The organism is Paenibacillus sp. ACRRY (assembly GCF_022346995.1).
GTDB lineage: Bacteria > Bacillota > Bacilli > Paenibacillales > Paenibacillaceae > Paenibacillus.
In genome coordinates, this window is the sequence record NZ_JAKRNM010000004.1 from 292,695 (window position 1) to 307,925 (window position 15,231).

The 15,231-nt window shown below is 49.6% G+C and carries 10 protein-coding genes; 7 read left to right on the top strand and 3 right to left on the bottom strand.

Going from position 1 to position 15,231, the window contains the following annotated elements; translation table 11 throughout:
* Positions 1 to 60: 60 nt before the first annotated feature.
* Genes MH144_RS17295 through MH144_RS17305 form a run of 3 tightly spaced genes read right to left on the bottom strand, consistent with a single transcriptional unit; the run spans position 61 to position 3,816 of the window.
* Entirely contained in the window at positions 61 to 1,224 is a 1,164-nt protein-coding gene (locus MH144_RS17295) for a Ger(x)C family spore germination protein (protein WP_239302491.1), read from the bottom strand.
* The gene (locus tag MH144_RS17300; RefSeq protein ID WP_239302492.1) at positions 1,221 to 2,723 is read right to left on the bottom strand and encodes a spore germination protein; all 1,503 of its coding nucleotides are present in this window, start codon (positions 2,721 to 2,723) and stop codon (positions 1,221 to 1,223) included. Before MH144_RS17300 ends, MH144_RS17295 begins: the two co-directional genes overlap by 4 nt.
* Positions 2,680 to 3,816, bottom strand: coding sequence for a GerAB/ArcD/ProY family transporter (locus tag MH144_RS17305; RefSeq protein ID WP_239302493.1), 1,137 nt, complete (start codon positions 3,814 to 3,816; stop codon positions 2,680 to 2,682). The genes MH144_RS17300 and MH144_RS17305 overlap by 44 nt, the downstream gene beginning before the upstream one ends.
* A 277-nt stretch (positions 3,817 to 4,093) precedes the next feature.
* Here MH144_RS17305 and MH144_RS17310 point away from each other — a divergent pair, with 277 nt between their 5' ends.
* The 7 genes from MH144_RS17310 (at position 4,094) to MH144_RS17340 (ending at position 15,091) form a co-directional block, all read left to right on the top strand.
* Positions 4,094 to 6,118 (top strand): alpha-amylase family protein, encoded by a 2,025-nt coding sequence (locus MH144_RS17310; protein ID WP_239302494.1) that lies wholly within the window; start codon positions 4,094 to 4,096, stop codon positions 6,116 to 6,118.
* Complete coding sequence (locus MH144_RS17315; protein ID WP_239302495.1) at positions 6,115 to 7,068, top strand: ABC transporter permease; 954 nt, start codon at positions 6,115 to 6,117, stop codon at positions 7,066 to 7,068. Before MH144_RS17310 ends, MH144_RS17315 begins: the two co-directional genes overlap by 4 nt.
* Positions 7,069 to 7,108: 40 nt before the next feature.
* Positions 7,109 to 7,990 carry a carbohydrate ABC transporter permease gene (locus tag MH144_RS17320; RefSeq protein ID WP_239302496.1) on the top strand — a complete coding sequence of 294 codons (882 nt, stop codon included), beginning with the start codon at positions 7,109 to 7,111 and terminating at the stop codon, positions 7,988 to 7,990.
* A 79-nt stretch (positions 7,991 to 8,069) separates the two neighbouring features.
* A complete protein-coding gene (locus MH144_RS17325) occupies positions 8,070 to 9,602 on the top strand; it encodes an extracellular solute-binding protein (protein WP_239302497.1) in 1,533 nt (510 codons plus the stop codon).
* 18 nt (positions 9,603 to 9,620) lie between these two features.
* A complete protein-coding gene (locus MH144_RS17330) occupies positions 9,621 to 11,699 on the top strand; it encodes an alpha-amylase family protein (protein ID WP_239302498.1) in 2,079 nt (692 codons plus the stop codon).
* Positions 11,700 to 11,755: 56 nt separating this feature from the next.
* Positions 11,756 to 14,089: a helix-turn-helix domain-containing protein gene (locus MH144_RS17335; RefSeq protein WP_239302508.1), complete on the top strand. Its 2,334-nt coding sequence runs from the start codon at positions 11,756 to 11,758 to the stop codon at positions 14,087 to 14,089.
* Positions 14,090 to 14,197: 108 nt separating this feature from the next.
* Entirely contained in the window at positions 14,198 to 15,091 is an 894-nt protein-coding gene (locus MH144_RS17340; RefSeq protein ID WP_239302510.1) for an NAD(P)-dependent oxidoreductase, read from the top strand.
* Positions 15,092 to 15,231: the final 140 nt, after the last annotated feature.

A 15,231-nucleotide genomic window follows, 5' to 3' on the forward strand; every position in this document is an offset into this window, starting at 1 on the left:
ACCAAGTAAGCCCCCTTGTCCGGTTTCGACCAAACAAGGGGGCTTACTGTTTCACCTTTGCTATACTCTCCTCTGGAATTTTCCCGTATAGGGAATGGTGATCTTGATGTTCAGGTTCTGAATGGAGTCTTCGGTCAGAATCATCTTCGAGCCATTATTGGATAGCTTACGCCACAGGCCTGGATTTTTGCGGTACAGCTTCTCCTGAAGGCCATACACATCGACTCCGCGCCGCAGTCCCTCACGGTACGTTTGCAAGATTTGATCCCGTAACGTTTTCTCGCTATATTTGACCATTTTATCATAGGAAATGGGGGTGAGATATTCGTACAAGGCGGTTAGGTATTTGGCATCGATATTGAAGTGAACCTCATTCCCCTTAACAACAGGCTTGATCTTAAGATTGGGCAGACCCACACTGAGGACCCCATAGATGGTTCCCTCATTTTCAATCATCAGTGGTGCGCGCCGCATATCCTTGAGCAGCCAGTGGTATCCCGGAAGCTTACTGCGAGGCAAATATTCGAAATTATCTCCGGTTCGTTCGAAAAAAGCACCCTCAATGACAAACAGTTCGTGTTTCTTTTTGTTTTGAGACCAATGCTCCTTGTTCAGGGCAATACTTGGCAGGTACGTTGTCGTAGACGTATTGTTATGCGTGGCAATCAGCTTGAAACTAAGCACTGGAGGAAAGAGCGACTCCTCCAAAAATGTGGGGAGTGGGTTATGAAGAATGCTGTCCAGCGGCGACATATTGTAGATGGATGTCGCACTCAGAATATCCTCCAGTGGCTCACGAGTACCATACACCCAAGTGGTATATCGCGATTCCGGAAAGCGTCCGAGCATATCGAACACATCCTTGATGTGATTGCTTGTCAGAACGCTTTCGTCCATGACGATAGCGGTCACATGGCCCCAGGCGATATGAAGCTGAGCGCTCCGGAACAGTTCATTTACAGCCAGATTCAATGTTTTCCCAGCCGCATGTCCCACCCATACGGGAGGGGTATCCGCTGTTTTGGCAGAGCTTTCGCTTTTGGCTACACTGGCAAAGTCCATCGTTTGAACATACATGTGATACAAACCGTCCTTGTATTCAATGCCGATCGCTTTGGCATAATCGACCTGCTGAATCTCATAGGCACTCCAGCATCCGCTGGTCACGAGACACAGAGCAAGGCTAAGCAGCCCGAGCGACCACCTTCGCATCTGCCGTTTCATCGATCGTTACCTTCTTTGCGTGGCTTTTGTGTTTCAAGATAGACCGGTCTGCGCTTCATCCATCCCTTCGGCAGCTTGAACAGGGATGCCATGGCCTGCTTGAAATTAAGTGGAGTCAGCGGGGTCAGGTAAGGAATGCCGAACGACTTCAGATCGGTCAGATAGATCAGGAACAGGATGATGGACAGGATGAAGCCGTATATACCCAGGGATGCGCTAAGGACAAAACAAAAGAAACGGAGAATCAGCACGGAACTGGTCATCACCTGATTTACGATTGTAGCGCCTGCGACCACTGTGACGGCAATGACGACAATCATGAGCGGGGAGACCATGCCTGCACGAATGGCTGAATCCCCGATAATCAAACCACCAACGACGGTCAGCGTTTGACCAATAGCGCTGGGAAGACGTACTCCTGCTTCCCGGAACAACTCCATCAGAAGCATAATGAGAAACATCTCCACACCCGATTCCATCGGCAGACCCATCCGTCCAACCGAGATCGTGGCTACGAGTGGAAAAGGCAGCTGATCCATATGAAAGGAAGTCAGGGCGATATAAAATCCGGGCAGGAATATGGTCACCAAAAGACCGATAAAGCGGAGCATGCGGCCCATGTTTACCGGGAGGAAAGGGAAGTTTGCATCCTCCGGGGATTTGAGAAGCAGAAACAGATTCACCGGACCAATGATAACACTGGGATTGCCATCTACGATAATAATGAAGCGACCATTGAGCAGGCACTCTGCTGCAAAATCGGGTCTGCCCGTGTAATGAGTTACCGGAAACAATGTGAGCTTCGATGGCGATAACAATTCCTCCAGCTCGTTGGCTGCCATAATGCGTTCCGTATCAATCTTGCGCAGCCGATCCTTGACATCGTCAATTAAGTCGGGGTTGGCAATATCTTTGATGTACATCAGAGCGACTTTGGTCACCGTACGTGAACCGATTAGTTCGATATTGCAGGCTAATTCGGCTGTACGCAGACGTGTACGAATCAACGTGATATTCACTGACATTCGTTCGATGAAGCCATCCCTTGGACCGCGGATAGATACTTCCGTTGTGGATTCTTCCGGTGTGCGGGTAGGAATATTGGATATATCCATGCTCCACATGGTCTGCAGGGAAGGGATGCAGACCAGCATATGCCCCTCAAACACCCGGAGGGATATCAGTTCCTTCCCCAGTTCAGCCTGCAAATCCATACGTGTCCACTGCAGGGTGATGGCTCTCTCGATATCGGATGTACGCAGAAAGAGAGTACGCTCGTAAGCACGAGTCAATTCAGGCAGAATAATATCGTATATGGATTTGCTATCGACCATGCCGCTGCAATACACAAGGATGATCTGTACGGGAGACTCCCCGATCATATGGCTGCTGATGATGACATCATCAGATCCGTCAAAAAATGTCGTCAGGTTATGCTCATTCATTCGAAAAGGTTCAGCCGGTTGATGGCCCTTCTTGGGTGTTGTTTTGATCGGCATGGGTAGGAGCCTCCTTGTCTTTTTTGTGTATGAACGCGGCCAGCGTTAATAGGACGGTAACAATGGATACATAGATGAGCATTGCCGGAAATTGAATGTGTTTCACATAATATTCAACATAATCAATCCGCCACCAATGTACAGCTATCAAGCACATGATGAATGTGACGGACAATACAGCAATGTATCGCTTTTTGGGCCTGCGAATATCCAGCAGATCTACAATGAGGTAGATGGAAATCGCTACTCTGGCAAAAGAACCGCTCAGCCATTGATAAATGGATAGGAAGTCTACGTGCTGGAGCAGCTTCCCGATATTCACCAGCTTCCATTGCTCATAAGGACTGCTCCGCTGCTTGGCTGCCTCCTCCGGGCCAAATTCAACAATGGCTCCCAGGGTAGGGCCGATGGCCATACTAAGCATAAATAGACCAAGGAGCAGAACATGCCACCAACGAATTTTGCCTTTAACATCGTGCTGAAACAGCATCAAGATCCAGATCTCCATTAGTCCTGCAAGCGAATAGATCATGCCATTCATAACGGGTCCGGCACCATATTCCATGATCGGGAATAACTGGCCATAGTCCTTGTATTTCATGTTGGCTGACATGACAAAATAGCCGAGTAGGACCACGAAAGGCAGCAGAATGCTCGAAGTCATGGCAATGGAACGGATCCCTTTGGCAGCCGCCCAGGCAGCAACCAGCGCTCCGCATCCGGCGAGCACGTATGGCGGTGTGAATTGCAGATACGTGGATACCGTCCAGTTCGTTGTCTCATATAAGGTATGTGTGCCAAGTGCGAGCAGTAAAAGAGAGGCCGAAATACGAAAGATCCAGGAAAAGACCGCACCGAACTCCCGCGTAATCCAGTCGGTTAGACGCTGTCCCCTTACCCTTCGAATAATAATGAACATCATACATAGAAAAAGCATGAAGAAAGGCGCAGCAGCTACTACAGATAGCCAGCCGTCTCTACCGGCCTGATCGAGAATGGCCGGAATGGATAGAACATGGCATACCAGTCCGGCGCTGAGCAAGATGATGGAAAAGGAAAGCCATATCGTGATTTCTCCCTTTTCACGGCTCATGGAAATCCTCCTTTCCGTACGAGGAAGTTTCCGTTAGCTTGTACAGCATATGGTGATTCGATTCCTCTAATCTTCTTTTTGAAGCAAAACGTTCCATTGCATAACGGTCGGACAATTTTTGTCCCCTTTTCCGAAGCATTTGCCATAGTACTGCACATCTTCCCCAATAGAACGGACATAAATTTCATGTTCTTTATCTGCAAAATATGTCCCTACTGTGCCTGCTACTCAAGGTATACCGTTAAGGTACATCGCAGACAAGAGGAGGATGATGCGAATGAAATGGTGGTCTTCAAACCGTCTTCGCCTGATTCAAAATAATCTCCGCGAGATTGATGCGGATATGAATGTGGACCTGCTGATCCAGGAGCTGCAGGAGTTCCAAGCTAATGTGCTGATGATGAATGCGGGAGGAATCTTCGCCTTTTACCCTTCTGCACTGGAGCATCAATATGTCACACCTTATCTTCATACCGATTTACTGCAAGAAGCTGTATCGAAGACCCATGAGCAAGGAATGAAGTTTATTGCCCGCTTCGATTTCAGCAAGGCGCATGAATCGCTCTTTGAGGCACATCCGGAATGGTTTTATCGTGACCGTAACGGACAGGAAGTGAACTATTATGGAATCGTGCATACGTGTCTGAATGGGGCGTATCAGCAGGAAAAGTCGATCGAGACGATTACGGAGGTGCTTGAGAAGTATCCGGTGGACGGCATTTTCTTCAATATGTTTGGATACCAGCATTGGGATTACAGCGGCAACCATTATGGACCTTGTTATTGCGACAACTGCAGGCGTCGTTTTCAGGAGATCTGCGGGGCTGAACTGCTGAACTACACGGGGCCGGAGCATGAACTGCATAGAGCGTATCTTCATTTTCAGGAGATTACATCCAGGGCGATCCTGGAGAACATTGCAGACCGGGTAAAATCCCGTTGGCCGGATGTGGCCATAAGCACCTACCACCCGCACCGGGTTGACATCATTCGCAAGGAATCGAATACATCGCTAACCCGAAGCTTGCCTTTATGGCAGTATTCCGCCTCAGAGAATGTGGCCTCCGTAGTGAGCAGTTGGGACGATAAACTGGTCAGCAATTGCAGTATCAATGCCATAGATTTGACCTATCGATTCACGGGAGTGTCTCCCTATGAGACGGAAGTAAGGTTATATCAGAACATTGCCAGCGGCTCCGGACTTGATTTCTGTATTATAGGAGCGTTCGAGGGATATCCGGATCGGAAGAATTTTGAAGCAGCCCGGGACATTTTTCGGTATCATGCAGCGCATGAACATATCTATGGAGGTCTTGCTTCCATGGCTGAAGTCATTTTGATTAAACCAAAGGCACCAGAGGCAGGGACTGAATATTTGGGTCTGTTCAAAATGTTAAAAGAAGCCCATGTCCTGTTCGATGTCATCGTCGAAGATCAGATTACCGCCATGGCACATAAGCTGGCCGCAGTGAAAGCAGTCATCCTGCCTGGTTTGCAAAGGCCTCACATCGATACCAAGGAAACGTTGAGCAAATTGCTCAGCCAAGGCGCAGCGCTGCTTGCTACTGGAAATGCCTTAAGAGAGGATTCAGAAGCATTATCAGACTGGTTCGGAGCCGTGCATACAGGGAATACCAACTTGCTTCCCTCTGCCTATCTTCACGTGGGAGATGAAGAGCGTTTTCCCAGTCTGAAGGCCCGGGAGTGGATCACGGTTAGCGGTAATTTTGATCACGTAGAATTTGACCCATCGAATACCGAATGCTGCATGCCGTATATTGAACCTGCATCATTCGGTCCGCCTGAACGGGCGTATGGACACCGGGTGGGGGACAGTTACGGGCTGGGAATCTCCAATCCGCCAACCGGCGGTACAGCAGCCTATTACACGTGGAATCCGGGTGTTCTGTATTACAGGCACGGTTTTGAAGATCACAAGCATGCCGTGGTGGATATTCTGGCCCGGCTGATCGGGGAGAACGTGTTAAAGAATGATCTGCCTGCCAGCACGGAGCTATTTCTGAATCGGACGGAACAAGGAGATGTACTTCTCCAGCTCCTGAACTTGTCCGGTTTTAACGGAACGACATATCTGGAAGCGATACCGCTATATAACCGCACGATTGAGTTTTGCGATATAGGAGTACCTGTTCAAGCGTACTCATTATGTTCGTCGAATAACATTCCCATGAATATCGAAGGGAACAAAGTCAGATTAACCATTACCGAACTGAAGCGGTATGAAGCCATTGTACTTGAGATGGAACATGTCCCGAAGAAAGAGGTGTCGTTAACCGAATGAAACCTCAGATAACGACGGTGAACCGTGCCGCGGGCAAGCTGCAATCGGGCAGCCTTCTGTCTCGCATGTACAAACACCGAATGATCTATTTGCTTATTTTGCCGGGGCTGCTGTATTTCCTGCTGTTCAAGATTGTGCCTCTCTGGGGACTGCTGCTGGCTTTTCAGGATTACAATCCGTTCCTCGGGTTTACGGGAAGTGAATGGGTGGGATTCAAGCATTTTAATGAGCTGTTTGCCAGCTCCAACTTCTACATCATGCTGCGAAATACGCTCGCCATTAATCTGATCGCACTGGTATTCCATTTCCCGCTGCCGATTCTGCTGGCTCTCATGTTGAATGAAATTCGGCATGAGACGTTTAAACGCATCAACCAGTCGATTGTGTACTTACCGCACTTTCTCTCATGGGTCGTCGTTGCCAGTATGACGTTTTTTCTGCTCTCGACGGACGTCGGCATTGTAAACAAGCTGATTGCACAGAGCGGCAAAGATACGATTTCGTTTCTATCGGAACCGAACTATTTCTGGGGGCTGCTTACAGCTCAGAGCATGTGGAAGGAAGCCGGCTGGGGAACGATCATTTTCCTCGCGGCCATGGCGGGAGTGGACCCTCAGCGATATGAGGCTGCTGTCGTCGACGGAGCCGGACGGTTTCGGCAAATCTGGCATATTACGCTGCCTGCCATCCGGCCGACCATTATCATTTTGCTGATCCTGCGCCTCGGCAGCATGGCCGATACGGGATTCGAACAAATTTTGCTGATGATGAATCCGCTCGTTCGTTCGGTTGGAGAGGTATTTGATACGTATTCCTATACGTACGGGATATTGCAAGGCAAGATCAGCATTGGGGTTACTGTGGGGCTGTTCAAGGGACTGGTCGGATTGTTCCTGATTGTGGCGGCCAACAAAATTGTAAGAAAACTTGGACATGAAGGCATCTATTAATTCCCTAGTGTTGGTTGTCTGTCAGAAAGGAGGATAGGTTATGAGCTTTGTTGTGCGGAAAAAAGGGCTTACGCTCTTCGACTGGATCAATTACAGTCTGGTTGCTTTGATCTCGCTGGCATGTATATTCCCGTTCTTATATGTCTTCAGCGTTTCGTTTACCGATCCGAAGGTGTATGTGCCGCTCAAGTTTTATCTGTTCCCGGAGAAGTGGTCGCTGGAATCCTACCGGTATATTTTATCAACTAACAGTTTTATCAATGCGTTTAAAAGCACGTTGTTTATTACGGTTGTAGGCACCATACTGAATATTATTGTATCCTTCACCATGGCTTATGGGTTAACCAAACGCTCTCTGCCCGGGCATAAGTGGATTATGGGATTGGTTATTTTCACACTGGTGTTCAGTGCCGGAATTATCCCGAATTACTTGCTCGTGAAGGAGCTGGGACTGCTGAACTCCTATTGGTCCATGATTTTGCCTGGACTGACGAATGCCTGGAGCCTGATTGTGATCAAAAGCTTTCTGGAATCGCTTCCTTCGGAGCTGGAGGACGCGGCACAGATCGATGGATGCAGTGATCTCACGGCATTTTTCCGGATTATAGTACCGTTATCCATGCCAGCGATCGCCACGTTTACACTATTTTTCGCGGTAGGACACTGGAATGCATATTTCAATGCATTGATCTATTTATCCGATTCAAGCAAATGGACGCTGCAGCTGCTCATCAAGACGCTGGTTATCGATTCGAATTCCGTCGCCGTAGCTCAGGCCGGGGCAAGTGATGAAAGTGTCGTGCCGCAGGAGACGATTCGAATGGCGTCGATTGTACTCGCCATGGTGCCGATCCTGATCGTGTATCCATTTTTGCAGAAGCATTTTGCCAAAGGTGTCATGATTGGCTCCGTCAAAGGTTGAACGCTGCTGAGATAGAATCGTGCCTTATGTATAAATGCAAACGCTTACCATATTTCTGGCGATAAGGGAGATGGATCGAATGAACAAGGGAAATAAACGATGGACGACATGGCTCTGCATGATTCTGGCAGTAACCATGCTGGCGGCGTGTACGGGGAACAGTGGTTCAGGTGAGACAGCAGGCAGCTCGAAGAGCGGAGAGTCAGGTGGAGATCAGCCGCTGGACATCAAGATGTTTGCCGGATTGTACAATGAGATTCCCGATATGGACAACGAATACTGGACCGAATGGGAGAAGCGCACCAATGCCAAACTCGATATTGAATGGGTGCCTTCAGGCGATCTGGATACGAAGCTGGATTTGCTGCTCGCTTCCGGTGATCTGCCAGAAGTAGTGGCCTATCAGAACCAGATTCGCCCCACGCTGATTACCGCGATCAAGAACGGTGCGTTCTGGGATCTGACTCCATTCCTAGGAGATCTCAGCGAATATCCGAACCTGAAGGAGAATCTGGCGCCGGATGCGCTCAAATACCTGTCGGTGGATGGAGGCATTTATGCCGTACCACGCTCCCGTTCCCGGGTTGATGGTGGACTGAAAATTCGGGAAGATTGGCTGAAACAGCTGAATCTGCCGATTCCCAAGACGTTCGAAGAATATAGAGAAACCCTGAAGAAAATCGTGGACAGTGATATGGATGGCAACGGCAAGAAGGACACAGTCGGCCTGTTATTCGTCAACAATCCACCTGCCATGTTCCAAGCCGGATTCGGGGCATATAACCCAACCTATGATAACGATGGCGGGCTAATGAGCCCTGGTTTGACACCGCAATATGTGGAGATGGTCGAGTGGTTCCGGGAATTGTACGCCGATGGGCTGTTGTCCAAGGAATATGCAGTCATGAAGGAGAGTCAGGCCGAAGAACTATTCAAGACCAACCGGGCGGCTTCTTACGGACGTCCAATCTGGTGGGATCATGAGTGGGAGCAGGCTATGAAAAAATCAGGGCAGCCTGACGCCAAAATTCTGAACTTGTCTCTGACAGGTCCTCATGGAGATGCAGCGGTCGGTCTGGAGACCGGAGTCGCGGGTGGATTCTACATTTCCAAGAAGGTGCCTGAAGAGAAGGTGAAGCAGCTCCTGAAGTATTTTGATATGACCGCTTCCCAGGAGATGACGGACTTTGCCTACTATGGCATCGAGGGTACGCACTATACGGAACAGGATGGTCAGAAAGTGCTGACGGAGCAAGGCGTTAAGGAAGTGAACACAACCAGCAAAGGGGCAGGGGTACTTGCCTATGCCAAGTGGGGCAAAGTGATTAGTGCTTCCGGAGACAAAGCCTATAATGACGCCAAAATCAAGGAAGTCGAGAATTTCGACGAAATTGGGAAGATCGACTTCTACCGGGTGATTACCTCAGAGGCCTGGAGAGAGACATGGCCCAAATATGGAGACGAATACAGTTCTATGATGACCCGAACGATTGTAGGGCAGATCAGTGTAGAAGAGTTCAGAGCCTATGTTGACAAGTTGAACAGCCAGCCGGACATTAAGCAGGCTTATCAGGAAATGGCCAAAGCTTATGAGCAATTTAATCAACAATAACGAGGTAAAGGAGAAGCGATGAAGACTTCCATACTGAGTGATAAGGAACAACATCCCTGGTGGCAGCAGCCGCTGCGCATCATTCAACCTAACATGCAGGTGAAGGATACCGATAAGATTGATCCCGAACGGCTTGCGAACCAAATGCTCGAGATGGGTGCCAATGCCATGGTGTTTAATATGGGTGGAATCTATGCCTGGTACCGCTCCAGTGTCGCATTTCATGTTCAAAATGAATACTTGCCCCGCGGCAGTGATCTGCTGCGGGATATGATCCAGAGCTGTCATCAGCGGGGGATTCGCTTCATTGCCCGCTTCGATTTCAGCAAGGCAGAGGACTCCGTTTATTTGCAGAAGCCCCAGTGGTTTGTCCGCAAGGAAGGGGGGCAGCCCGATATTATCGGTGCCACTAGGCCGGGGGCCTGGCCTCTGTTGATGTCGACCTGCATTAACGGGGGCTACCGCAACGAAGAACTGGCGGTTCCTGTAATCCGGGAAGCACTGGAACGGTATGAGATTGATGGTGTCTTCTTCAACGCACCCGGATATGTATTTTGCCAATGCTCCAATTGTCAGAAGAAATACAAGGGGATATATGGAACAGAGCTGCCGAGTACTTCAGCAGAGATGGCGTCTGATTTTGCGGCTCGCTGCTTCGATGATAATCTGGGCCGGATGTATCAGGAGATTAAGGCTGTTCGGTCCGATGTGCCGATGATCCTGTACTACAATCTGCATCGGGATAATCTGGAGAAACGGGTATCCATCACCGACATGCTCTGTACTGAACCGCAGGATGTGTTGTCGCTGGGTCACACCCGTATCCCGGAGTTCTGGCAGCCTGCACTCAGTATCAAGGTGGGGCGTTCCGTTCCGGGTCGCCCTGACCCCTTCGGCATCGTACATTCTTGCCCCGGCATGGACTGGCGACATACCGGGCTTCCGCCTGCCGAATACCGCTTCTGGCTCTCGCAGATCCCGGCCAATGGCGGTCAGCTCTGGCATTCATTAACCGGAATCCCGGATACGATCATGGATAAGCGAATTTTGCGAACCGTTACAGAGGTCAACAGGGATACAGCGAAGATTGCTTCCCATATGGACGGCGCACAACCAGTGAACCAGGTAGCGCTCATGTGGAGTGCCAATCGTTCAGCAGAAGGCTTGGCGGAGGCACTCATCCATAAGCACATTCCATTCGATGTGATTCTGCCTGAACAGGTGGCCAGCGTGAACCTGAACCACTATCCGGTCGTTATTTTGCCTGAAGGATTTGCACATTCATCCAATTTTACAGATTTGCTTCGCGATTATGTGAGTCAGGGAGGCAGCCTTATCGCAGAGGGAGTGCTGTCGAACGTTGAAAATGAGACCGATTCGATGCTATTGGACCTGTTTGGTATTTCCGGGGAAATGCAGGAGAGCGAGTATTTGGTTGCATCCTATCTGCGGTTTGAACAGATATCTAGCATAGACAATGAAGGGAATCCACTGCAGAGGAAGCTGGAGGAAACGGAACTCATACCGCATCGAGGCAAGGTGATGTACTGTCAGCCCAAGGATGCGGATGTGCAGGTATTGGCAACGTTAGTCCCTCCGTTCTCTCCGTTGGAAAGTGTAGGGGCTCCTCCGGAACGGGCCTCGCTGGCTGTTAAACAAACGGATCTTCCGCTGGCGCTGTTGCGAACCTTTGGCACAGGGCGGACCTTATATTTCCCGTTTTCGCTTAGCGGTCTCATACAGGAATTCAAATTAGAGGAACATTTCCGGTTGTTTTCCAATGCCGTTCATTTGCAGCTGAACAATAAAGCTCTGGTATCGATCACGGAAGCGCCAGGTTTACAGCTGACTGTTTTCCGCAAGGATAACGACTTGTTGATTCATCTAGTGAACGGGGCAGGCCGCAGGCCGCTGTCATCTGTACTCCCCATACATGGTATTGAGATCACAGTTCGTTCAGGGGAGGATACTCCTGCAGAAGCTGAAGCGTTAATCGCAGGGACGCAGCTGAAGACAGAACGGCTTGGAGATAAAATCAAAATTTGCGTTCCTACGCTGGACGTTTGGGAGTGTATCCGGGTACCTCTCTTGATATAATGAACCCGAACAGAGGCATGCGAAAACGAGCTAAGGCAGCATACGGGGGTGATTCCATGAGGCGGGCAATGCATACCATCCAATCAGCGCTTGACCGCTGGTTCGCAACGAATGGTTATCTGAAAAGACTGATCTGGTTGGGCTGCATGTCGGTGGTCATCCCGGTGGTGCTTGCCGGAAGCGCGTACTATCATTTCTCGATGATCAAACTGACTGAACAATTCCAGGATAACAATATGGCCTCATTGAACTTGCTCAAAGACAGGGTGGAGAATATTCTGACCAATATTGAGCATGAATCCATGCAGCTCGCGAGTGGCCCGTTGATGCGAAATGCATTAGGCAGTGCTCATTATGAGAGCGATTACTTTCTCCATCTTGATCTGCTCGATCTGTTTCAGCTCCACAAAAACACCAATAACTTAATTGAAGAAATGATTTATTATGATGCCAAAACAGATATGGTTCTGTCCCACTATTACGGATTGGTCCCGCTGGCGGATTACAAGGAGAAGCAGGATATGGAGACTGCTCTGGAAGGCCAAGCAGCTGCAGGTTGGAGTTATCTCCCTCAATCCGGAGAAGCGGGTTATATTTCCTATGTTAGGCAAGTGCCCGTCATGGGCCAGGGAGAACCGCGGGGAGTGGTCATTCTCCAAGTGAAGGAACAGGAGCTGCGGAGTTTGCTGCGCAGCTATTCCGTCAGTCTGAAAGATCAATCCCTCGCCATTCTTAATGCAGATCAGCGTATTATTTTGCACACGGACGGCCCTGGAGAGATAGGCAAAAGGGCATCGGAGTACGATGTGCTGCAGCAGATTGCATATGCAGAAGGCAGAGAACGTTCCGGCCATGAGGTACTGAAGAGCGAGGATGGGAATGAACTTGTGGCATATGCCTCGGCATCCATGGGAAGGACCTATATATCCCAGCTCCCTGAGCAGGAGATGATTGCCCAGTTGAATTGGATCAAGGTGCTCATCCTGATCTCGGTGTCCATCTTTGTGTTGGTCGGTATGCTGCTCACCTGGTTCAGCTCACGGCTGGCCTACAACCCTATTCAGCAGCTGCTGCGGTATGGAGAACACTTGCGCAGGAACGGGCAGGAAACAGCTCCGCAAGGGAATGAAATCGAATATATTCGGTCTTCGCTCAGCTATCTCAATGAACAGACCGAAACCTTGAATCGGTATATAGAGGGCATACAGCCAGATCTCCGCGATCGTTTTCTGCAGAAATTACTGCAATCTAGCGGTTTGTGGACCAGCAGCAGACTGGAAGAAGAATGTGCCAGACATGAGTTCCGGACGGAGGGACAATTTTTGGTGCTGGTCGTGAAAGTGGAAAATCTGGTCAAGAAGAAACGGTTTTTACCCAGTGAAGGCCCCGTCATTGTATTTGCCCTGAGAAATGTCATGGATGAACTGCTCAGCCAAAAAAACGATCTGACCGGATATGTTGTGGACAAAAATGATAGTGATTCTGTCGCGATCCTGCACTTTGATTCGGAGATTTCTCCCTGTGAAGCAAGGGACAGGGTATGCAGCTATGCAGAGGAGATTCATCGCGCCCTGGATCAGTATCTGTCTTTCTCGGCGACAGTGGGCGTAGGACGTCCGGGTCAACTTCATGGGATTGCAGAATCCTTTCGGGAAGCGCAGCTCGCCCTGCAGTATCGACTATTTGATGATGCCGAGAATGTTCTGTTCTATGAAGATATTCTGGCCACCCAGCGTAATCCGGTCTTCATGTATCCACGGGAGATGGAAGGGGAGATTCTTGAATCCTTATGGAACGGAACGCTTACGCATGCGGAGGATGCCCTCCATCGGTTCTCCAAGAAAGTGCGTGCATCCGAATCCTATACGGTCATGATTCAGGGGTATCACATGCTGCTGTCGGCCATTATTCAATTCATGGAGACGAAGGGTCCCGGCATGCTTGAACGACTAGGCAGCAATTTGTTCGATCAGCTGCAGGAAAATCAGACATCGAAGGAGATGCATGACTGGTTTATCGGTGTGCTGTTTCCTCGATGCATTGAGGCCAGCCAGGATCTTCGTACCAATTCATCCCGCCTGATTGTTCAGCGGGTCTGCGAGCATCTGAGCAGCCATCCCGAAGGAATGCAATCACTATCGGATTGTGCAGAACTCGTGAATGTCAGTCCTTCCTATCTAAGCAGGCTCTTCAAGAAGGAAATGGGAGTGTCCTTTATCGAATACCTGATGAATCTGAAGGTGCAAAAAGCGAAGCAATTGTTGAAGGAAACGGATTGCACCATCACGGAAATTGCCGAACAAGTGGGATATTCGGAACGCAACCTGAACAGGGCTTTTCAGCGCTTTGTTCAGATGTCGCCCAATCAATATCGAATATCGGTCCGCTAGATTTCATGTAAATGATAGACGGCGGCGTGCGAAAGCTATAACATACAGATATAGCGATCCAAGACAAGCACCTCACCAAACGATAGAGAAACAAGGAGGAAACCTACGATGACAAATACGACGAAGGCACCTGGAGAGACGAAAGTTGGCTTTATCGGTACAGGCGTTATGGGGAAAAGCATGGCAGGTCACATCCAGAAAGCGGGCTACCCGCTGCATGTGTATACCCGCACAGCTGCCAAAGCGGAAGCATTGGTGAATGAAGGGGCCGTTTGGCACGATACACCAGGCAAACTTGCGGCTGAGTGTGATGTCATCATCACGATGGTAGGGTATCCGAAGGATGTAGAGGAGATTTATCTTGGCGAGGACGGTCTTGTGGCCAATGCCAAACCGGGTTCAACCCTGATTGATATGACAACATCCAGTCCCATGCTGGCTGCTCGCATCTTCGAGGCAGCGGAAGCCAAGGGGCTGCATGCCTTGGATGCACCCGTATCGGGTGGAGATATTGGCGCACGGGATGGCAAGTTGTCCATCATGGTTGGTGGTACCTCGGAAGCATTCGAAGCGGTACGGCCGCTGTTCGAGTGTATGGGCACCAACATTGTATTGCAGGGCAAGGCCGGTTCCGGTCAGCATACCAAAATGTGCAACCAGATTGCCATTGCATCCGGCATGATGGGCGTATGCGAAGCACTCGCCTATGCCAAGAGTTCAGGGCTTGACGCGGAGAACGTGTTGAAGAGCATTGCTACCGGAGCAGCCGGAAGCTGGTCACTTAGCAATCTCGGTCCGCGCATGATCGCAGGCGATTTCGAGCCTGGATTCTATGTGAAGCATTTTATCAAAGACATGGGAATTGCCCTCGAATCGGCCAAGGCCATGGGCATGCAGACGCCAGGGTTGGCACTGGCTGAATCCCTCTACCAGGAAATATCCAGAAACGGTCTGGATGAGAAGGGCACGCAGGTGCTCTATACGTACTATCTTCAAGCATAAATAGCGTTTGTGGTAAGCGGCAGCGTGTTCTTTTTCTTAAGTGGAAAGGGATACGCTGTTTTTTTAGAATTCCCAATGGATCGCATGTGTCTAAAGTCACAATATTGGTTAAATATTTACGTATACTTTGATTTGTGCAA